Origin of the sequence: Streptomyces noursei ATCC 11455, assembly GCF_001704275.1 — a bacterium.
Taxonomy (GTDB): domain Bacteria; phylum Actinomycetota; class Actinomycetes; order Streptomycetales; family Streptomycetaceae; genus Streptomyces; species Streptomyces noursei.
In genome coordinates this window covers 6,481,222-6,501,820 of record NZ_CP011533.1, presented here as the reverse complement: position 1 = coordinate 6,501,820, position 20,599 = coordinate 6,481,222, and the positions used below count along the sequence as shown (strand labels likewise).

General features: G+C 74.3%; 18 protein-coding genes. 10 read left to right on the top strand and 8 right to left on the bottom strand.

From position 1 onward, the window contains the following. Positions 1-75: 75 nt before the first annotated feature. Complete coding sequence (locus tag SNOUR_RS27590) at positions 76-1,104, bottom strand: ABC transporter substrate-binding protein (protein WP_067352162.1); 1,029 nt, start codon at positions 1,102-1,104, stop codon at positions 76-78. A 233-nt stretch (positions 1,105-1,337) separates the two neighbouring features. Here SNOUR_RS27590 and SNOUR_RS47615 point away from each other — a divergent pair, with 233 nt between their 5' ends. Both SNOUR_RS47615 and SNOUR_RS47265 read left to right on the top strand, forming a co-directional pair. Continuing rightward, a complete protein-coding gene (locus SNOUR_RS47615; RefSeq protein WP_067352160.1) occupies positions 1,338-2,795 on the top strand; it encodes a hypothetical protein in 1,458 nt (485 codons plus the stop codon). A gap of 98 nt (positions 2,796-2,893) precedes the next feature. Then, a complete protein-coding gene (locus SNOUR_RS47265) occupies positions 2,894-3,055 on the top strand; it encodes a hypothetical protein (protein WP_167739073.1) in 162 nt (53 codons plus the stop codon). Positions 3,056-3,148: 93 nt separating this feature from the next. Here the strand turns inward: SNOUR_RS47265 and SNOUR_RS27580 are convergent, their stop codons facing one another. The 3 genes from SNOUR_RS27580 to chsH3 all read right to left on the bottom strand — a co-directional run bounded on the left by SNOUR_RS27580 (position 3,149) and on the right by chsH3 (position 6,250). Next, positions 3,149-4,108, bottom strand: coding sequence for a 3-oxoacyl-ACP reductase (locus SNOUR_RS27580; RefSeq protein WP_067352158.1), 960 nt, complete (start codon positions 4,106-4,108; stop codon positions 3,149-3,151). Between the two features lie 66 nt (positions 4,109-4,174). Beyond that, a complete protein-coding gene (locus SNOUR_RS27575) occupies positions 4,175-5,251 on the bottom strand; it encodes a Zn-dependent alcohol dehydrogenase (protein ID WP_067352156.1) in 1,077 nt (358 codons plus the stop codon). Between the two features lie 84 nt (positions 5,252-5,335). Next, positions 5,336-6,250, bottom strand: a complete 915-nt coding sequence (chsH3, locus tag SNOUR_RS27570; RefSeq protein WP_067352153.1) for an enoyl-CoA hydratase ChsH3 — start codon at positions 6,248-6,250, stop codon at positions 5,336-5,338. A gap of 382 nt (positions 6,251-6,632) precedes the next feature. On the opposite strand from chsH3, the gene SNOUR_RS48505 reads away from it, so the two are divergent. From SNOUR_RS48505 to SNOUR_RS27560, 3 genes are all read left to right on the top strand, one after another. Then, entirely contained in the window at positions 6,633-7,085 is a 453-nt protein-coding gene (locus SNOUR_RS48505) for a hypothetical protein (protein WP_312633921.1), read from the top strand. 91 nt (positions 7,086-7,176) lie between these two features. After that, positions 7,177-8,457: a sensor histidine kinase gene (locus tag SNOUR_RS27565; RefSeq protein WP_067352150.1), complete on the top strand. Its 1,281-nt coding sequence runs from the start codon at positions 7,177-7,179 to the stop codon at positions 8,455-8,457. After that, positions 8,454-9,059 (top strand): response regulator transcription factor, encoded by a 606-nt coding sequence (locus tag SNOUR_RS27560; RefSeq protein WP_039637015.1) that lies wholly within the window; start codon positions 8,454-8,456, stop codon positions 9,057-9,059. Before SNOUR_RS27565 ends, SNOUR_RS27560 begins: the two co-directional genes overlap by 4 nt. A 44-nt stretch (positions 9,060-9,103) precedes the next feature. Here the strand turns inward: SNOUR_RS27560 and SNOUR_RS27555 are convergent, their stop codons facing one another. The 3 genes from SNOUR_RS27555 to SNOUR_RS27545 form a co-directional block, all read right to left on the bottom strand. Continuing rightward, positions 9,104-10,549 carry an MFS transporter gene (locus tag SNOUR_RS27555; RefSeq protein WP_174717902.1) on the bottom strand — a complete coding sequence of 482 codons (1,446 nt, stop codon included), beginning with the start codon at positions 10,547-10,549 and terminating at the stop codon, positions 9,104-9,106. Between the two features lie 211 nt (positions 10,550-10,760). Further along, complete coding sequence (locus SNOUR_RS27550) at positions 10,761-11,951, bottom strand: lipid-transfer protein (RefSeq protein WP_067352148.1); 1,191 nt, start codon at positions 11,949-11,951, stop codon at positions 10,761-10,763. Between the two features lie 39 nt (positions 11,952-11,990). Continuing rightward, entirely contained in the window at positions 11,991-14,201 is a 2,211-nt protein-coding gene (locus SNOUR_RS27545) for an acyl-CoA dehydrogenase family protein (protein ID WP_067352145.1), read from the bottom strand. 744 nt (positions 14,202-14,945) lie between these two features. Between SNOUR_RS27545 and SNOUR_RS27540 the strand changes: the two genes are divergently transcribed. The 4 genes from SNOUR_RS27540 to SNOUR_RS27525 all read left to right on the top strand — a co-directional run bounded on the left by SNOUR_RS27540 (position 14,946) and on the right by SNOUR_RS27525 (position 18,713). Then, positions 14,946-15,605 carry a class I SAM-dependent methyltransferase gene (locus tag SNOUR_RS27540; RefSeq protein WP_067352143.1) on the top strand — a complete coding sequence of 220 codons (660 nt, stop codon included), beginning with the start codon at positions 14,946-14,948 and terminating at the stop codon, positions 15,603-15,605. Between the two features lie 19 nt (positions 15,606-15,624). Then, on the top strand, positions 15,625-16,536 hold the full coding sequence (locus SNOUR_RS27535) for an N-acetylmuramoyl-L-alanine amidase (RefSeq protein WP_067352141.1): 912 nt from the start codon (positions 15,625-15,627) through the stop codon (positions 16,534-16,536). Between the two features lie 188 nt (positions 16,537-16,724). After that, positions 16,725-17,531: a DUF5336 domain-containing protein gene (locus SNOUR_RS27530; RefSeq protein WP_067352139.1), complete on the top strand. Its 807-nt coding sequence runs from the start codon at positions 16,725-16,727 to the stop codon at positions 17,529-17,531. 171 nt (positions 17,532-17,702) lie between these two features. Continuing rightward, the gene (locus SNOUR_RS27525; RefSeq protein ID WP_067352136.1) at positions 17,703-18,713 is read left to right on the top strand and encodes an LLM class F420-dependent oxidoreductase; all 1,011 of its coding nucleotides are present in this window, start codon (positions 17,703-17,705) and stop codon (positions 18,711-18,713) included. 334 nt (positions 18,714-19,047) lie between these two features. Here the strand turns inward: SNOUR_RS27525 and SNOUR_RS27520 are convergent, their stop codons facing one another. Then, on the bottom strand, positions 19,048-19,851 hold the full coding sequence (locus SNOUR_RS27520) for a maleylpyruvate isomerase family mycothiol-dependent enzyme (protein WP_067352134.1): 804 nt from the start codon (positions 19,849-19,851) through the stop codon (positions 19,048-19,050). Positions 19,852-20,440: 589 nt separating this feature from the next. On the opposite strand from SNOUR_RS27520, the gene SNOUR_RS48500 reads away from it, so the two are divergent. Continuing rightward, entirely contained in the window at positions 20,441-20,572 is a 132-nt protein-coding gene (locus tag SNOUR_RS48500; RefSeq protein ID WP_312633913.1) for a hypothetical protein, read from the top strand. Positions 20,573-20,599: the final 27 nt, after the last annotated feature.

Here is a 20,599-nt window from a genome sequence, read left to right as displayed (position 1 = left end):
GGCCGTGATCCGCCGGTACGGCGGCGCGACGAGGTGCACGGGTCGCTGCTCCAGGGCCGCTGCTCGACGAGGCCGCTACTTCACGAGGAAGCCGCGCAGATCGTCCAGGACGCTGTTGGCCGCGGTGACGCCGAGGCCGAGGTACCAGGTCTCGTCCTTGACGTTCTCGGCGTGGCCGTCCTTGACCGCCTTGAGGTTCTTCCACAGCGGGTTCTGCTCGGCGGTGTCGCGCTTGGTGGACTTGGGGTCGCCGTAGACGCCGGTGAAGATCCAGTCGGCGTCGGCCTGGTTGATGTTCTCCGGGCTGACCTCGGTGGCGAGGTCGTCGACCTGCTGGTTCTTGGGGCGGGGCAGACCGACGTCCTTCAGGATGGTGCCGATGAAGGAGCGCTGGGCGTAGAGGCGGGTGAACTGCGGCATGTAGCGCAGCATCGTCACGGTCGGCTTCTTCGGGCCGATGTCCGCGCCGAGCTTCTCGGCCTTGGCCTCGTAGGCGGCGAGGGCGCTCTTGGCCTGCGCGGTCCTGTCCAGGGCCGCGGCGTTGAGCAGGTAGTTCTGCTTCCAGGTGAAGCCGGGGCGGATCGAGAAGACGGTCGGCGCGATCTTGCTGAGCTGCTGGTACTGCTTCTCGGCGCGCAGCTTGCTGCCCAGGATGAGGTCGGGCTTGAGGGCGTTGATGGCCTCCAGGTTGAGGCCGTTGATGGTGCCGACACTCTTGGGGTGGCCGGCGTCCTTGGCGAGGTAGTCCGGGAGGGCGGCGTCGCCCTCGGTGGGCGCGTAGCCGACCGGCTTGATGCCGAGCGAGACGACGTTGTCGAGTTCGCCGACGTCGAGGACGACCACGCGCTTGGGCGCGGACGGGAGGGTGGTGGTGCCCATGGCGTGCCGGACGGTGCGGGGGAACCGGCCCGGCTCGGCGTCGGTGCCCATCTTCGCGGTCTGGTCGGCGGCCGAGCCGAAGTCCTTGCCGCCCTGGGCCACGGACTTCGAACCGGCGCCGCGGTCGCTGCCGCCGTCCGCGCCGGACGAGCCGCAGCCGGCGAGTGCGAGCGCCCCGGCGGCGGCGAGGGCTATGGCGGCGGCGCCGCGGCGGCGAAGGGGCATCACGAACACTCCAGGTCGAAGGCGGGCGCCGCCGGGCGGACCGGGACATCCCGGACCATCCGCCGACAACTTAGGTCCGCCTAACTTTAAGCATCCTTGAATCGCGAAGCACACCCACCCCTCCCCACACCGGCGAATCGGACAACCGCCACCCTTATGCGTGAAGACCGGCAACTGCCGTTGATCGGCCGGAAGTGCGAAAACTAACGTCCCTCCACTGGAGGTGGCACCTGATGACGATCTGTGCCAGTGAGGACGCCTCGGCGCTCGACAGCCCGCCTCGCGCGGTGCTGACCCTCGCCGCCGACGGCTCGTACGCCGCCCGGCTCGCCCGTCACGACGACGCGGCCGGGAGCTGGTATCCGGAGCGCTGGACGATCGGCGGTCCGGAGCCGTACGCGGTCCCGCTGGCCGGCAGCCAGCCCGAGGAGCCGGACAGCGCCCTGCTGCCGCTCGCGGACGGCCGGGTGGTGATCGTCCGCCGGGTCGCCGACCGCTTCACCGTCTCCCTGCTCTCCCCCACCGGGCCCGGGACCCAGGAGGTGCTGGTCGGCGCGGTGGCGGCGCAGGCCCTGTCCCTGCTGCCGCCCGCCCCCGGCGGGACGCTCGGCTACGCGCTGGCGCCCGGCGCCGAGAGCACCGCGCTGTGGCGGGTGCACGGCGGGACGGGGGGACCGGAGCGGGTCGCCGTGGTGCCGGGCCGCTGCACCGGCGGCGTCTGGCTGGACCACGACGGGCGCCTGCTGGCGGTGGACCGGGAGGTGGCCGGCCGCACCAAGACCGTACTGCTCGACCTGGCCCGCGACGCGGAGGTCAGCCCGCTGCTGCAGATCACCGAGGAGAGCGACGACCGGCTGCTGCTCGCCGACCCGGACAGCGGGCTGCTGCTGGTCCGCTCGGACGCCCCCGGGCACGACCGGCTGGGCTGGGGCGTCCTGGGCAGCAGCCTGCCGGTGCGCTTTCCGGAGTGCCTGCGGGCGCCCGACATGGCGGTGACGCCGTTCGCGATCCAGCCGGGGCGGGCGCTGCAGCCGGAGAGTTGCGCGGTGGCGTTCCGGCTCGACGGCCCGGCCGGGACCCGGCTGGGCGTGTGGCGGCCCTCGGAGCGGCAGTTGCGGCAGTTCCCGGCCCCGGAGGGCTGGTTGGCGGGCAGCGGTCGGTGGACGCCGGACGGCGAACTGCTGCTCCCCTACACGACGGCGGCGGTGTCGTGCGGGGTGGCGCGGATGGCGGTGCCGCTGGGGCCGTTGGAGCCGGTCGCGGGGACGGGGAGTCCGGCGGAGGAGGCTCCGGCAGAGGGGGCCCACGTGGCGGCGCGGGAGGACCGGGAGGGCCCGGAGGACCGGGAGGGCCCGGAGGACCGGGAGGGCCCGGAGGACCGGGAGGGCCCGGAGGCCATCGGTCCGACAGGCGGCGTTGCGGACGCAAAGCTTCCGGAGGTCGCGGTTCCGCCCGATCCGGGGCCGCCGGACGGCGGGGAAATTGTCCTGGAAACCGGCGATAACGTCGTCGACTCCACAGCATCTCCACAACCGAAGCCCCTCGACGCGGAACCGCTCGATCTTCCCCCACATCCCCGGATGTGCAGGCCAGTTCCCCTGCAACAGGCGCCTCTCGCGGCCCGGGAGTCCCAGTGGAGTGCCAAAACCCGCCCCGTTAGTATTCCGGGCGGGGGCTGTGCAGCCGGTTGACCCGGCCACCGACGGCACCGCACGGGTCGCTTCCCGGCGGGAGCCGGGGAGGTCCCGACGCGTACAGCTGTAAGCGATCCGACGGAGTGACTCTTTTCATGTCCGAAGCCCAGACCGAAACGACCCAGGCGCGCCCGCACGAGGCAGCCGCCGAGGCCGCAGGCTCCGGCAGGCACCGCGGTCCGGCCGCCGCCACCGAGGAAGCGCAGGACACCGCGCACGGGCGGCACCGCCGGGACCACCAGATCCAGACCTTCTGAGCGACCGACGCCGCAGGCCGTGGCCGCCGCACCGCGAACGCGGGCGGCGGCCACGGCCGTTGTGCACCCGGACGCCGTCCGGCCGGGCGGCCGTCAGTCGTGCTTGAGGCCCAGCACCTCGGCCGCCGCGAAGGTCTCGTGCGCCGGGCGCTCGGCGTAGTACGGGGTGAGCAGGCCGTCCAGCTCCTCGTAGCTGAAGATCTCCTTTGCGGTGTCGAACTTCGCGGCGATCCGCGGGCGTTCGGCGATCGCGACCATGCCGCCGTGGACGACCAGCAGTTGGCCGTTGACCCCGGCGGCGGCCGGCGAGGCGAGATAGCCGACGAGCGGCGCGACGTGCTCGGGCGCGAGCGGGTCGGGCCGGCCGTCCTCGGGGCCCGCGCCCCCCTGACGGGCCGGAACGCCGGCGAAGACGTCCTCGGTCATCCGGGTGCGGGCGCGCGGGCAGATGGCGTTGGCGGTCACGCCGTACTTGGCCAGCGCCAGCGCCGTGGACGTGGTCAGGCCGACGATGCCGCCCTTGGCCGCGGCGTAGTTGGGCTGGCCCGCGGAGCCGGCCAGGAACGCCTCGGAGGAGGTGTTGACGATCCGGCCGAAGACCGGTCCGCCGGCCTCCTTGGAGCGGGCGCGCCAGTGCGCGGCGGCGAAATGGGTGGTGTTGAAGTGGCCCTTGAGGTGGACCCGGATGACCGAGTCCCACTCGTCCTCGGTCATCGAGAACACCATACGGTCCCGCAGGATGCCCGCGTTGTTGACCAGGATGTCCAGCCGGCCGTAGGTGTCGATCGCCAACTGGACGAGTGCCCCGGCCTGTTGGTGGTCGGCGACGTCGCCGGTGTGGGCGACGGCCTGTCCGCCGGCCGCGCGGATCGCCTCGACGACCTCCTGGGCGGGAGCGGCCGAGGCCGCGCCCGACCCGTCCCGACCGGGCTGGCCGAAGTCGTTGACGACGACCCGGGCGCCGAGACGGGCGAGTTCCAGGGCCTCGGCCCGGCCCAGTCCGCGGCCGGCACCGGTGACGATCGCGGTCAGGCCCTCCAGTGGCTGTGCCATGCGTGTCCTCTCCTGTGCTTCCCGTGCGGTTCCGCGCGGCCTCGGCGCGCCGTGCGGATGGCCGCTTCAGATCTCGATGCAGGTACGCAGCGCGGTGCCCGAACGCATCTGGTCCAGGGCGTCGTTGATGCCGTCCAGCCGGACCCGGTGGGTGATCAGCCCTTCGAGGTCGATCCGGCCGGCCCGCCACAGGGCGATGGCCCGCTCGTAGGAGCGCAGCACGTCCCCGCCCCCGTACAGCGACGGCAGGATCCGCTTCTCGTCGAAGAACAGCTCGAACATGTTGACCTGGAAGGTGTCGTCCATCGCGCCCGCGCCGACCACGCAGAGGGTGCCGCCGCGCCGGGTCGTCTCGTACGCGGTGCGGGCGGTGGCGGACCTGCCGACGACTTCGAAGACGTAGTCGAAGCCCTCGCCGCCGGTGATCCGGGCCTTGGCGCCGGCGAGTTCCTCGGGGGCGACGGCCTCGGTGGCGCCGAACCGGAGGGCGGCCTCGCGGCGGGCCGCCACCGGGTCGACGGCGGTGATCTGAGCGGCGCCGCAGGCCCGCGCCCCCTGGATGACGGAGATGCCCACGCCGCCGCAGCCGATCACCGCGACCGAGGAACCGGCCTCCACCTTCGCGGTGTTGAAGGCCGCGCCGAGCCCGGTGGTGACCCCGCAGCCGATCAGGGCGGCGATCTCGTAGGGCACGTCGTCCGGGATCGGGACCGCGCAGTTGGCGGCGACCACCACCTCCTCGGCGAAGGTGCCGGTGCCGGCGAAGCCGAACACGTCGCCGCCGGGGCGCTTGAAGTTGGGGGTGCCGGCGTTCATGAACCCGGCCAGGCAGAGGTGGGTCTGACCGCGTTTGCAGGACGGGCAGCTGCCGCAGGCGGGCAGCCAGCACATCAGGACCCGGTCGCCCGCCTTCAGGCCGGTGACCCCGTCGCCGACGTCGAGGATCTCCCCGGCCCCCTCGTGCCCGGGGACGAAGGGCGCGGGCTGCGGCAGCACCCCGCTCATCGCCGAGAGGTCGGAGTGGCACAGTCCGGTGGCCCGGATCCGGATCCTGACCCGGCCGGGGCCGAACCCCACCGCCTCGACGTCGTCGAGCACCTCCAGCTTGTCCCGTCCCGTCTCGTGCTGTACGGCTGCGCGCATCCGAGCGGCTCCTCTCGTACGTACGACGTTCCGCCCCCGACGGGCCGGCCGTCGGGGCTGTCGCGGCCTGACGGCCGCTCGCCTTCAAGCGCCGGACGGGCCTGTCGTGCCGTGCTCGACCACCGTGTCCGCCAGTACCGGCGCGTCGTCCCGCTCGGCCGCGGTGACCGAGACCCGGATGCGACCGCCCGCGCCCGCCTCCGCCGGCTCCCGCCACATGCGGATCCGCAGCGTCTCCCCCGGGAACACCACCCCCGCGAACCGTGTGGTGTACGACCGCACCCGGGAGACGTCCCCGTCCAGCGCGGTGTCCACCACCGCCTTGAGCGTCACGCCGTACGAGCACAGGCCGTGCAGGATCGGCCGGTCGAACCCGGCGAGCGCGGCGAACTCGGGGTCGGCGTGCAGCGGGTTCCAGTCGCCGGAGAGGCGGTACAGCAGCGCCTGGTCCGCGCGGACCAGGCGTTCGGTGGTCAGGTCGGGTGCCCGGTCGGGCAGTTCGCCGCGGACCGAGGGGCCCCGCTCGCCGCCGAAGCCGCCCTCGCCGCGGACGAAGATCCGGGTGTCGCAGGTCCACAACGGCCCGTCGTCGTCGGCCACTTCGGAGCGCAGCACGATCACGGCCGCCTTGCCCTTGTCGTAGACGGCCGGGACGGTGGAGGTCTGGGTGGCGCGGCCGTTCACGGGGAGGGCGCGGTGCACGGTGACGGTCTGCCCGCCGTGCAGGACGGCCGCCAGGTCGACGTCGATGCCGGGCGCGGAGAGTCCGCCGGCCAGCGCCATGCCGCCGCCGGCGACGGTGGCGAAGCTGGGGAGCACGTGCAGCGCGCTCTCCAGGGTGTAGCGGAGTTCGTCGGGGTCGGTGGCGGCGTGCGGCCGCTCCGGGGTGGCCGCACCGGCGCCGATGCCGAGGTGGTAGAGCTGGACGTCCTTGTGGTCCCAGGCGAGTTCGGTGGTCCGCGGCTCGGCGGAGGTGGCCTTGGCGGCGTCGATGGGCATGGGGCTGCTTGCTCCTTCACCACGGCGTGAGACCCCGGCCCGGCCGTCCGCACCGTCGGCCGCGCCGGGGTCGTATCGGGTCGGCGGGCCCGCGCTCCTCGGCGCACTCCGCCGGCACCCGGCGCACTGCACTTCTAGAACGCGTTCTAGCCGATGGCAGTCATGTATAGCCGATACGGGCGAGACCCGGAAGACCCCTGACGGCATGTCAGATGACGGTGGCCGCCGCCCGCCCACGACCTCGTCCGGCCGCGCCCCGCCCCGCCTTTCGGCCCCCGACCGCACCGTTCGGCCCACCGACCCATGACATTTGTCAGGGCCCTTCCCCCACATTCGCATCTGCCGCCGCGACGGCGACTCTCCGTAACGTCTGAGGCAGTGGGTGACGAGGTCGCCCCACCCGTACGGCGCGGACCTCTCGCGGCCGGACGGCACCGACCACCGGCGCGCGGAGCTGCGTCGGCACCACGGGGAGGCAGATGTGACAGGGACGGCGAGCAGGGTGCGGGGGCCCGGCGCGGCACCGGCCGCGGGCCGGGCGGGCGCCGCGGTGGCGTTCACCGGCGTCACCCGGAGCTACGGCGCGGTGCGGGCCGTGGACGGGCTGGAGGGACCGCGGCCGGATCGCGGCCGACGGCAGCGGGGCGGGGATCAAGCGACGGGCCGGCAGCGCACGGGTCTCCTTCGACCTCGCCGGCGCGCGGACCGAAGCGCTGGCCGGACTGCCCAGGGCGGCGCACCGGGACCGACCACGGTGGCGATACCGGCCGCCTGGCTGGCACTCTTCGGCGGTTACGCGGTGTACGCCTACCGCCGGGCCGCGCGGACGCTGTGACGAGCGGCACGAGCGGCACGAGCGGCGGCGGGGCGGCGGATGCCGTCGGCGCCACGAGCAGGGGAGAGCACGGTATGAGGCGAGGAACGACATGATGCGGACAGGACGACGGCGGGAGCGGGACGGCGCGCCCGACTGCGGGCCGGAACAGCGGCCGGGCCCGGCGTCGAAGCGGCCGGACGAGCGCGAGCCCAGGGGCCCCGGCCGGGGCGCCTTCCTGCCCTGGCTGCTGATGGGACTGGGCGCGTTCTCCAACATCATCCAGGGCAGGTCCGGCAACCCCTGGCTGGCCGGCGCCGGGCTCCTCGCCTTCAACTCCCTCTATCTCACCGTCGTCTTCGCCGCCTTCAGCCCCCGGCTGCGCGACACCCGCTACCCGGTCTACGCCCTGGCCGCGCTGACCGCCGTCACCGTCGCCATCGCGCTCGGCTTCGGCGGCAACTGGTTCCTGTTCTTCCCCCTGCTGTCGCTGGCCTCCGGCACGGTGCGGGCGCTGCGCGGCAAGCCGCTCGCGATCTGGCTGATCACGCTCAGCGGATCGGCCGGCATCCTGTCCGGCTGGTCGGACGCGGGCGCCGCGGGCGCGTTCGGCATCGGCTACGGCACGTTCCTGTCCGGGATGGTGACGTCCACCGTCCTCAGCCTCTTCGACACCGTCCAGGAACTGCGCGCCACCCGCCAGGAACTGGCCCGCAGCGCGGTGGAGAAGGAGCGGCTGCGGTTCTCCCGCGACCTGCACGACCTGCTGGGCCACACCCTGTCCGTGGTGGTGGTCAAGGCCGAGGCGGTCCGCCGGCTGGCGCCGCGCGACCTCGAAGCGGCGCTGGCCCAGGCCGCCGACATCGAGGCGGTGGGCCGGCAGGCGCTGACCGAGGTGCGCGAGGCGGTCACCGGCTACCGCCAGGGCAGCCTGGCGACCGAACTGGACCGGGCCCGTTCGGCGTTGGACGGCGCCGGGATCGAGCCGGTGGTGCGGCAGTCCGGGCCGCCGCTGCCGCCGCAGGCTGCGGCGCTGCTGGGCTGGGTGGTCCGCGAGGGCGTCACCAACGCCGTCCGGCACAGCGGCGCCACCCGCTGCGAGATCACGGTGCACGCGGACGACGACCGGGTGCGGTTGACGATCACGGACGACGGCCGCGCTCCCGTAAGCTCCGGTGCGTCCTCCGCGGACGAGGCCGCCGGGGCCCTCGCACCGCCCGACGCCACCACCGGGCCGGTGGGCGGCACGGGCCTGAAGGGGCTGACCGAGCGGCTGGCCGCGGCGGGCGGCACACTGCGCAGCGGCCCCGACGGGCCGCGCGGCTTCCGCGTCACCGCCGAACTCCCGGTGGGCGCGGGCGATCTGGCGGATACGGAGGAACTGTCCAGGTGATCAGGCTGCTGCTGGCCGAGGACCAGCGGATGATGATGGGCGCGCTGGCGCTGCTGCTCGGCCTCGAGGACGACATGGAGGTGGTGGCGCAGGTCCCGGCGGGCGACCAGATCGTCGCGTCCGCGCTGGAGACCCGCCCGGACGTCGCGCTCCTGGACATCGAACTCCCCGGGCGCAGCGGCCTGGACGCCGCCGCCGACCTGCGCGACGCGCTGCCCTCGTGCAAGGTGCTGATTGTGACCACGTTCGGGCGGCCCGGCTATCTGCGCCGCGCCATGGAGGCCGGGGCGTCCGGCTTCCTGGTGAAGGACGGGCCGGTGGAGGACCTGGCGGCGGCGATCCGCCGGGTGCTGGCCGGTGAGCGGGTGATCGACCCCGGCCTGGCCGCCGCGGCCCTGAGCGCCGGCCCCAACCCGCTGACCCCGCGCGAGCGCGATGTCCTCACCGCCGCCGTGGACGGCGCGACGGTCTCCGACATCGCCGCCAAGTTGCACCTTTCGCAGGCCACGGTCCGCAACTACCTCTCGGCCGCCATCGGCAAGACCGGCGCCCGCAACCGCATCGAGGCGGTACGGGCGGCCCGGCGCAACGGCTGGCTGTAGCGCGGGACCGGCGGGGCGCCCCGGCCGCGGCCGGGGCGCCCCGCTCAGCCGTGCGCGGTGTCGCTGCGCCGCCGCGGCAGCGCGAGGAGCATCAGCGCGATGCTGCCGGCCAGCACCGCCGCGCCGACCAGGAAGGCCGTGCCGTAGCCGCTCGCCAGCGCCGCGCGGCCGGAGCCCGAGGCGATCCGGGAGGCCGCGACGGTGGAGAGCACCGACAGGCCCAGCGCGCCGCCCATCTGCCGCGAGGTGTTGATCAGGCCGGAGACCAGCCCCTGGTCGTCCGGGTCGGCACCGGAGGTGGCGATGGCGGCGATCGGCGTCGCGGTCAGCCCGGCGCCCAGCGCCATCAGCACGCCCGGGCCGAGGATCGACCCGAGATACGTCCCGTCGACCGCCATCGTGCTCTGCCACGCCATCCCGGCCAGCGAGAGCACCGCCCCGCCGACCGCCAGCGTCTTGGCGCCGAGCCGGTGCATCAGCCGGGGCGCGGTCTTCGACCCCAGCACGATGCACAGCGAGTGCGGGATGAAGGAGAGACCGGCCTGCAGCGGCGTGTAGGACAGGACGTTCTGCGTGTAGAGGGACAGGAAGTACCACATGGAGAACATCGCGGCGCCGGACAGCACCATCGCCGCGTTGGCCGAGGAGACCGACCGCAGCCGGAACAGCCCCAGCGGCATCAACGGCGCCTTGGTACGCGCCTCGACGGCGACGAAGACCGCGACCACCACCAGCCCCGCGACCAGCGGCAGCAGCGCCGAAGCCGACCCCCAGCCGTGCGTCTCGGTCTGCACGATGCCGTACGCCACCAGGCCGAGCCCGCCGGTGACCAGCAGCGCACCGGGCACGTCCAGCCGCCGCGCGGCGCCCTGCCGGCTCTCGGTGAGCCACAGCGCGGCACCGGCCAACACCAGCGCGCCCACCGGGACGTTGATCAGCAGCACCCACCGCCACGACAGGTACTCGGTCAGCACCCCGCCGACCAGGCCGCCCACCGCGCCACCGCCCGCGCCGACCGCCGTCCACGTCGCGATGGCCCGCGTACGGGCCGGGCCGGCCGGGAACGACGTGGTCAGGATGGTGAGGGTGGCCGGGGAGAGCACCGCGGCCCCCACGCCCTGGATGGTGCGGGCGGCGATCAGCTGCCAGGGCTCCCGGGCGACCCCGCCGGCCGCGCTCGCGATGGTGAACAGCGCCAGCCCGACGAGGAAGATCCGCTTGCGGCCGAAGATGTCGGCGGCCCGGCCACCGAGCAGCATGAAGCCCGCGAAGGTGATCACGTAGGCGTTGACGATCCACTGCAGGCCCAGCTCGGACAGGCCCAGCCCGGAACGCATGGCGGGCAGTGCCACGTTCACGACGGAGACGTCCAGCACGACCAGGAACTGTCCGGCGCAGACCAGCAGCATCACCAGCCAGGCCGGCGCGGCCCTCCGGCGCACGGACGCGGACAGCGTGGAGGAGGTGGCTATCGGGGGCATGCGGACCATGCTCGCACCCGACGCTCGCCTCCCGCATCGGGATATCGGTGCATTCGCCGGCCGCTCGGGCCTAGGGCCGGAGGCGTAGGGCCGGGGCGGGCGGGGCGGGCGGGCCTTAGGGGGCGGGGGCGGGGGTCCCCTAGGGGTCGGGTGGGCCCCCGGGGAACCAACTACCCGCCTACGGGCGGTGGTTAACGCGCGATGCCGCCCCTCACCGTCGTCACGTGCGCAGCAGGGTCACCACCGCCGCGCCGCCCAGGCCGATGTTGTGGGCGAGGCCGACGCGGGCGCCGGGGACCTGGCGCTCGCCGGCCGTGCCACGCAGCTGCCAGACCAGCTCGGCCGCCTGGGCCAGCCCGGTCGCGCCCAGCGGATGCCCCTTGGAGATCAGCCCGCCGGACGGGTTGACCACCCAGCGCCCGCCGTAGGTCGTGGCACCGTCGGCGACCAGCTTCCCCGACTCGCCCTCCGCGCACATACCCAGCGCCTCGTAGGTCAGCAGCTCGTTGATCGAGAAGCAGTCGTGCAGCTCGATCACGTCGACGTCCTCGATGCCCAGACCGCTGGCCTCGTAGGCGCGGCGGGCCGCGGCCCGGCTCATCGGCGCGCCCACCACGTCGATGCAGGAGCCGGCGGCGAAGCTCTCCTCGGTGTCCGTGGTCATGGCCTGCCCGGCGATCTCCACCGCGCGCTCCGCCAGCCCGTGCGCGCGGACGAAGCGCTCCGAGACGACCACCGCCGCCGCGGCGCCGTCGGAGGTCGGCGAGCACTGGAGCTTGGTGAGCGGGCGGTGCACGGTGCGGGCGGCGAGGATCTCCTCGACGGTGTACACGTCCCGGAACTGGGCGTACGGGTTGTGCGCGGAGTGCCGGTGATTCTTGGCGCCGACCATGGCCAGCTGCTCGGCGGTCGTCCCGTGGCGCGCCATGTGTTCGCGGGCCGCGTTGCCGAAGATCTGTGCGGTGGGCGGGGTCATCTCGAAGCCGTGGGCCGCGGCCATCACCCCGTAGTGCCGGGCGACCGGCGAGGACGAGAAGTCACCCTCCGCGCCGGCGCCCAGCGCGCCGCGCTTCATCTTCTCGAAGCCCAGCGCCAGGACGCAGTCGTTGAGGCCCGAAGCGACGAACTGACGGGCCATCATCAGCGCGGTGGACCCGGTGGCGCAGTTGTTGTTGACGTTGTAGACGGGGACGCCGGTGAGTCCCAGTTCGTAGACGGCGCGCTGGCCGGCCGTGGACGCCTGGTAGCAGTAGCCGACCGGCACCTGCTCGACCACGTCGTAGCCGATGCCGGCGTCGGCGAGCGCCGCGCCGCCCGCCTCCTTCGCCATGTCCCAGTACTGCCAGTCGCGGGTCTCCGGTTTCTCGAACCGGGTCATCCCGACGCCGATGATGTACGCCGTGCCGGCCATGCGGATCCTCCTGGGCCAGATGACGGATACGGATGCAGGTCAGATGAGGGGGCGGGGTTCGGGGTCGCGGGGCAGGCCGAGGAGGCGTTCCGCGACGACGTTGAGCTGCACCTGGGTCGTGCCGCCGGCGATGGTCAGGCAGCGCGACATGAGGAAGCCGTGCAGCGCGGGGGCGCCGGGGCCCTCGCGGACCGCGCCGGCCGGGCCGAGGACTTCCAGGGCCAGCTCTGCGACCTTCTGCTGGTGGGCGGTCTGCACCAGCTTGCGGATGCTGGCGCCGGCGCCCGGCTCCAGGCCCGACACCCGCTGGAGCGTGGTGCGCAGTCCGATGCAGCCGAGCGCGTGCGCCTCGGCGACCAGCGCCCCGACCCGGGCGCGGACCGCGCCGTCCAGTTCGGCGGTGCGGGCGACGAGCGCCTCCAGGCCGGTGTCGAAGGCCATCTGGTCGGCCATGTGGACGCGTTCGTTGCCGAGGGTGGTGCGGGCGACCCGCCAGCCGTCGTCGACCGCGCCGACCACCGCGTCCGCCGGCAGCAGCACGTCGTCGAAGTAGACCTCGTTGAAGAGGGCGTCGCCGGTGATCTCCCTCAGAGGCCGGACGTCGATGCCGGGTGTCGACATGTCGATGACGAAGAAGGTCAGGCCGCGGTGCTTGGGCGCGTCCGGGTCGGTGCGGGCGAGCAGGATGCCGTGGTCGGCGGTCCGCGCCGCCGAGGTCCACACCTTCTGGCCGTTGATCCGCCAGCCGCCGTCCGCGGTCCGCTCCGCGCGGGTGCGCAGCGACGCCAGGTCCGAACCGGCCTCCGGCTCGGAGAAGAGCTGGCACCACAGCAGGTCGCCGCGGAGCGTCGGCGGCAGGTACCGCTCCTGTTGGGCGGCCGTGCCGTGCGCGAGGAGCGCGGGCACCACCCAGGTGGCGATACCCAGTTCACCGATCCGGACGCCGGCGGCGGCCATCTCCTGCTGGATGGCGAGCTGTTCGACCGGGCCCGCGCCCAGTCCGTACGGGGCGGGCAGATGCGGTGCGGCGTATCCGGTGGGGGCCAGGGCGCGGCGGGCGGCGGGTTCCGCGGCGGAGCCGCCGAGGTGGCGCGTCCGGTCGCGCACCGGGGCGAGGGCGGCGCGCGCCCGGTCCCGGAACTCCTCGGCTTCGGCGGGGAGTTCCAGCCGCAGTGCGCGGCGGGCGCCGTCCGCGGCATACCGGGCGGCGCGCAGCCGGTGGGCGTCGCCGCCGCCGAGCAGCTGGCGGGCGGTGATGGCACGGCGCAGGTGGAGATGGGCGTCGTGCTCCCAGGTGAAGCCGATGCCGCCGAGGATCTGGATGCAGTCCTTGGCGCAGCCGACGGCGGCGTCCAGGGCGGCCGCGGTGGCCAGCGCGGCGACCAGACCGCGCACCTCGGGCGGTGCGCCGTCGGCCCGGGCCGCGTCCCAGACCAGGGCACGGGCCTGCTCGCAGCGGACGAGCATCTCGGCGCAGAGGTGCTTGACCCCCTGGAACTGGCCGATCGGGCGACCGAACTGCTCGCGGACGGCGGCGTGTTCGGCGGCGGTGCGCAGCGCCCAGGCGGCGGTTCCGCAGCCTTCCGCGGCGAGCAGCACCCCGGCGAGGTCCCGGACCAGCGCGCCGTCGAGCGTCAGCCGCCGGTCGGCGGACACCGTCGCCCCGTCCGCGCGGACCTCGGCGGTCGGCCTGGTCGGGTCGGCGCTGTCGTGGACGCGGACGGCGAGGTCGGCGGCGTCCACCGCCAGCCACACCGTCCCGGTCGCGGCCTCCGCGGCCAGCACGATCAGGTCGGCGTCGCCGCCGGCCAGGACGGGCGGCGCGGTGCCGTCGAGGAGGTGGCCGTCGGCTCCTTCGACCGCGGTGAGGGAGCCGCTGCCGAGGGCGACGGCGGCGATCCGCTCGCCGGTGGCCAGCGCCCGGACGAGGTGCCGGGGCGCGCCGCCGCGGTGCAGCAGTGCGGCGGCGAGAACGGTGGGCAGGTAGGGGCCGGGCAGCGCGGCGCGGCCGAACTCCTCCAGGACGACGGCGAGGTCGAGCAGATCGCCGCCGCCCCCGCCGTCGGCCTCCGGGAGGTGGAGGCCGAGGAGCCCCTGTGCGGCGAGCCCGTCCCAGTGGGCGGGGCGGCCGGTCCGTGCGGGCGGGGCGTCGAGCAGCTTGCGCACGTCTTCGGGCGGTACGGCGCGTGCGGCCCAGCCACGCGCCGCCTCCGCGAGGTCACGATGGTCCTGCGTGATTCCGATCCCCATGGCGGGCAGAGTAGAACACGTTTCAATCTGACGGAAGGTCAGCCGAGCGGTGGGTGCCGGGCCGCAGCGGCGCGGCGTGACGCGGCACAGGCGCGCCACCGCCCCGGCGCGGCGCCCCCGACGGCCGACGGGAATCGACCGCCTCCGGCACGGACCGGAAACGCACGGCGAATTCGTGCGGCCCGCTCGCCATTCCCCGCGCCCGCTCCGCACGGCGGTTTATCCGCGCGCCTTTATCCCGCACCGTTTCGGGACGCCGCCGGCTTTCCTTCCCGATCCGGTCCCGCCACCCGTGCCGATGCGCGTTCCGGTGTGCGTTCCGGTGCGTGTTCCGGTGCGTGTTCCGGTGTGCGTTCCTTCCGTTCCGCGGACGCCGGAATGCACGGAATTCACGGATGCCGGGAACCGCCGTCCGCTATTGGGAACGGACGACCGCGGAAGCGGCGGGGACAGGAGAAGGCCCCCGGCGGGCGCCCCGGACACACCGGCACCCGGGAACCGGCAAACCGGAAGCCGGAACCGCCGGGCCGGACCCCAGAACCCAGAACCCAGAACCCAGAACCGGGAACCCGGAACCGGGAACCGGGAACCGGGAACCGGGAACCGGGAACCGGGAACCGGGAAAACGAACCCCCGTTCCGATATCGCACCCGCCGTACGGCACGATCCCTACGGCACGATCCGCACGGCCCGATGCGCGCGGCCCGTTCCCCGTACACACCCCGTCCCACCAGGAGGAAGCCCATGACCGCTCCCACGGCCCCGACCGCCCCCCGGCCGGAGATCCTCGTCGCGTTCGAGGCGGCGAAGGGCTTCATGCCGGTGGACGAGGGGCTCGCCCTGTACGCGGCGGCCGGCGAGGCGGCGGCGCTGGGGCTGCCGCTGGTGGAGATCGGCAGCTACTGCGGCCGTTCCACGCTGCTGCTGGCCGAGGCGGCGCGCGCCGCCGGCGTGATGGCCGTCACCGTGGACCACCACCGGGGCAGCGAGGAGCAGCAGCCGGGCTGGGAGTACCACGATCCGGAGGTGGTCGATCCGGTCGTCGGCCGGATGGACACCCTGCCCGCCTTCCGCCGCACCCTGCACGCCGCGGGCCTGGAGGACCGGGTGATCGCCCTGGTGGGCCGTTCGCCGCAGATCGCGGCCCTGTGGCAGGCGCCGGCCGGCCTGGTCTTCATCGACGGCGGCCACACCGACGAGCACGCCACCGCGGACTACGAGGGCTGGGCCCCGCGGGTCGCGGAGGGCGGGCTGCTGGTGATCCACGACGTCTTCCCGGATCCGGCGGACGGCGGCCAGGCCCCGTACCGCATCTACCGCCGGGCCCTGGAGTCCGGCGCGTTCACCGAGGTTTCCGTCCACCGTTCGCTGCGCGTCCTGCGGCGCACGGGGGCCAAAATCTGAGGCGGCTACCATCGCGCAGGTGTCGAACGGCAGCGCTTTCCCCCCGACCCGCCGCTCACGCGGCCCCCTGCTGATCGTGTTGGCGGTGGTGGTGGCCGTCGGGGTCGGCGGCTGGCTGCTCTGGCGGCCACCGGGCGGCGGCCTCTTCCCCGCCGGCGGCGCGGCCTCCGGGTCGCCGTCCGCGGACGGCGACGGGGCCGGCGACGACGCCCCCACGGCGGGTGCCGACCACCCGACCCCGGCCCCGGCCGGCGGTCCGCGCCTCAAGGGCAGGACCGTGCTCCTGGACCCCGGCCACAACCCGCGCAACCGGGACCACACCCGGGAGATCGCCCGGCCCGTCGACATCGGCAACGACCGCAAGGAGTGCGACACCACCGGCACCGCCACCGACGACGGCTACGCCGAGGCGGAGTTCACGCTGGACGTGGCCCGGCGGGCCCGGGCGCTGCTCCGGGCGGAGGGCGCCCGGGTCGTCCTCACCCAGGACGGCGACCGGCCGTACGGGCCGTGCGTGGACGGGCGGGCGGCGGCGGGGAACGCGGCGCACGCCGACGCCGCGGTCTCCGTGCACGCCGACGGCTCGGTCGCCGGCAACCGCGGCTTCCACGTCATCCTCCCGGCGCGGGTCACCGCCGGCGCGGCCGACACCTCACGGATCGTGGGGCCGTCGCGGGAGCTGGGCGAGCGGCTGGCCGACCGGTTCGCGGCGGTTACCGGAAGTGCACGTTCCAATTACGTCGGCCACGGGACCGGGCTCGACGTCCGCTCCGATCTCGGCGGGCTCAACCTCTCCACGGTGCCGAAGGTGTTCATCGAGTGCGGCAATATGCGCGATCCGAAGGACGCCGCGCAATTGACCGACGCACAGTGGCGGGAGAAAGCGGCCCGGGGGATCACGGAGGGCATTACGGACTTCTTGACGCGCTGAACACACTCCCGACCAGCCGAACGGACTTCCGGCCGAGGGCCCTACCGATACCCGGGGCGGCCCACAGGATTCGACGATAGGTTCCCTTTACGATGGGGGACCATCGCCGTGCCTCGCACCGCGCCAGCGACAGCGTCGACGCCCTCACGAAGTCGACCAGGAACACGAAACCGACAAAGGACCTTTACGTGAACATCCGCTCCCTCAGTCGAGGCGACGGCGTGGTGATCGGAGCAGCGGTGCTGCTGTTGATCGCCTCGTTCCTCAGTCTCTACGCGTACGGCGACACGAACGCCTGGCAATCGCTGCACCTGCTGATGAGCGTCTACCTGGCCGGCGTCATCGCCGCCGGCCTGATCGTCACGGCGCGGGCGCTGCCGCAGCCCCGGAAGGTCGCCGGGCTGGAGCTCGGGCAGTTCGGAGTGGCGCTGTCCGTGTTCGCCGCCTGGACCGCGTTCTGGGCGATCATCGACAGCCACGGCGCGGGCGCCGGCCTGATCCTCGGCCTGATCGCCGCGCTGGTCCAGGCGGCCGCCGCGGTGGCCACCCCGCTCGTCCCGGCGCTGAAGGTCGCCCTGGTCGGCGCGCCCCGCCCGCAGGTCCCCGGCCCGTACGGCAACGCCGGCGCCACCCAGGGCTACGGCTACCCGGGCGCCCAGCAGCAGGGCGGCTACGGCTACCCCGGCGGGCAGCAGCAGTCCGGCCAGAGCTACGGCGGCCAGCAGGCCCCGGCCGGGGACTCCGGCGCCACGGCCGGCGGCGCGGCGGGTGCCACCCCGGCGGCCGGCGGCCCGGCGGACTTCGCCCCGTTCTGGTTCGCGGTGCCGGTGGCCCGCCCGCTCTACAGCGAGGAGGGCTCGCCGTCGCCGATCGCCGAACTGGCGCCCGGCACCTGGTACCTCGCGGTGGAGCAGCGCGGCGCGGCGCTGATCGCGCAGACCCAGGACGGTCGGCGCGGCATCCTCCAGGACACCACCGGCATCCAGCGCGGCTGACGCAGCCGGCACCCCGCGGTCCTGTCGCGGCCTTAAGGGCCGGCCCGGCCCCTCGCCCTCCGGCGGGGGGCCGTTGCCATGTCCGCGACGGCGCCGTACAGTGCGGCGGACCAGCGAACTGACGCATCGTCACCTACGGGCGGGCAACCGGACGTCGGAGAGAGGCGGGTCATGCGACTCGGTCTGGCACTCGGCTACTGGGGCCGCGGCCCCGACCCCCGGCACCTCGAACTCGCCCGCGAGGCCGAGCGGCTGGGCTACGACTCGGTGTGGACCGCGGAGGCGTGGGGCTCCGACGCGTTCACCGCCCTCACCTGGATCGCCGCGCACACCTCCCGGATCAAACTGGGCACCGGCATCGCCCAGATGGCCGCCCGCACCCCCACCGCCACCGCGATGCACGCGCTCACCCTCGACCACCTCTCCGGCGGGCGGATGCTGCTGGGGCTGGGACTGTCCGGGCCGCAGGTCGTCGAGGGCTGGTACGGGCGGCCGTTCCCCAAGAGCCCGCTGACCGCCACCCGGGAATACGTGGACGTCATCCGCCAAGTGCTGCGCCGGCAGGGCCCGGTGGCGTCGGACGGCACCTTCCACCCCCACCCCTACCAGGGCCCGGACGGCACCGGCCTCGGCAAACCGCTGAAGCCCATCACCCACCCCCTACGGGCCGACCTGCCGGTCCTGTTGGGCGCGGAGGGACCGCGGAACATCGCCCAGACCACCGAGATCGCGGACGGCTGGCTGCCGCTGTACTGGTCGCCCACCCGCACCGAGGTCTACACGAAGTCGCTGGCGGGCGCCCCGGACGGCTTCCTGATCGCCCCCATGGCGCGCGCCATGGTCTGCGACGACATCGCCGAGGGGCTGCTGCCGGTCAAGGCGATGCTCGGCTTCTACATCGGCGGGATGGGACACGCGGCCAAGAACTTCCACGCGGACCTGATGGCGCGGATGGGGTTCGAGGAGGAGGCCCGGCGGGTCCAGCGGCTCTTCCTCGAAGGCCGCCGGGACGAGGCGGTGCTGGCCGTGCCGGACGCCTTCGCCGACGAGATCTCGCTGGTCGGCCCGCGGGAACGGATCGCGGAACGGCTGGAGTTGTGGCGCGCGGGGCCGGTCACCGACCTGCTGGTGACCGCCCCCGACCCGCGGACGCTGCGGGTGCTGGCGGAACTGAGCGCCTAGGGCGCTTCTGATGGATCTCCGTGGAAGAAGGAGCGGCGCCTGGTGCGTGCGATCGCAAGGCGCCGGGATGTCTTCATAGCGGAGCTATGGGGACATCCCGGCAACGCCGCATGGGGGTCCCCCGCGCCCTTTAGGCGTGGGGGAGTGCGTGCCAGGCGCCGCGACGCCGCGGAGATCCATCAGAAGCGCCCTAGGGGCGGGCCGCTTCCCACGTCGTCGGCGTTCCCGCCGTGGGGGTTCGCCTGGTGCGCCTGCGGCGCGGGGCCGCTGCGCGGGGCTGTTGGGTGCGGTGACGGGCCGGAGGGGTTGGGGCCGACATCGGTGGGGCGGTGGTTCAGGAGAAGGAGGCGTAGGTCAGCCAGCGGTCGAACAGGGGGCGGTCGCCCAGCACCTCGATGCGGTCGTCGTCGAGGGAACGCCGGCGGTAGAGGGCCAGCAGCAGGTCGGTGAGCGGGCCGCGGAGGGCGACCGCGGCCTTCTCGTGGGCGCGGCGGTGGGTGAGCCGCTCGCCCGTCAGGTCCAGCACCCACTCGGCGTGCAGGGCGGGCGGGGCGTCGGTGGCGTGCAGGTGGAGCGTCCGGCCGGGTCCGAACAGGCCCTCGGCGCGGTCCGCCCAGCGCTCCGCCGCCGTCGGCAGCGCGCACAGTTCCAGCCACTCGTCCAGGCAGTCGGCGGCGACCTCCGGCGGGACCTCGTAGGCGGCGCCGGAGGTGAGCGCGGCGTCGGCGCGGTGGATCACCGTCTCGTGGACCATCCGGCGGGCCCAGAACCCGGCCCGGTGGTCCGACGCCCAGGACCAGACGGCGGTGTCCGGGCCGGCCTCGCGGAGCGCCGCCACGGTGCGCTCGGCGCCCTCCGCCAGCCAGGCGTCGAGCGCCTCGGGGGTGTCGTCGTCCGGCCCGCCGGCGCCCGGGATCGTCGTCGGGTCGATCACGTCGGTGGCGCGGGTGGCGACCAGCTCACCGGCCCAGCGGTGCGCGCCGCCGACGTGCCGGGCGAGGTCGGCCAGGGTCCAGTCGGGACAGGTCGGCACGGTCGCGGAGAGATCGGCGTGGCGGACGGATGCCCGGAACTTCGCTGTCTCCGCGAGCAGTTGGGCGCAGTATTCCTCGTGGGTGAGGGAGCCTTGGAGCGACATACGCCGCACAGTAGTGCGCCGTCGCCCGGTTCCACCCCCTATTTGCGGGGGGACCGTGAACATGGAGACCCTAAAGTGGGCCGACGGGGGGGTGGGGCCGAGGTGGGGGCCGGAGCGACGAGGAACAGCGTGAGCGGCGGGGTGTTCCTCGACACGGTGATCCAGGGCCGGCACGTCACCGTCCAACTGCCCGCGCCGGTCGTGCCCGCGCTCTCCGGGCTCCCCTCCCCGTCCGCCACGTTCACCGGACGCGACGGTGAACTGCGCACCGTTCTGGCGTCGCTCGCCCCGGACGGCGTCGGCCCGGGAGCGGTCCCGGTCGCCTCGATCTCCGGTCTGGCCGGGGTCGGCAAGACGGAACTCGCGGTGCACGCCGCGGCGACGGCACGCGCGCGGGGCTGGTTCCCCGGCGGGGTCCTCTTCGCGGAGCTGCACGGCTACGACGAGGCGCGGCGGGTGACCCCCGACACGGCGCTGGGGCGTCTGCTGCGCTCACTGGGCGTGCGGGACGAGCACGTCCCGGCGGACGAGGCCGAGCGGGCCCGTCTGTATGTGTCGGTGCTCGCGGCCTTCGCCGAACAGGGGCGGCGTGTCCTGGTGGTGCTGGACGACCTCCCGGGTCGGCGACCGCCCGGACGACGCGTTGCGGGTCGTGGAACTGTGCGGCCGGCTGCCGCTGGCCGGCTTCCGCACCGCCCGCCGGTCCGCCGTCCTCGGCTGACCTCCCCCCGTCACACCTGCCCCACCC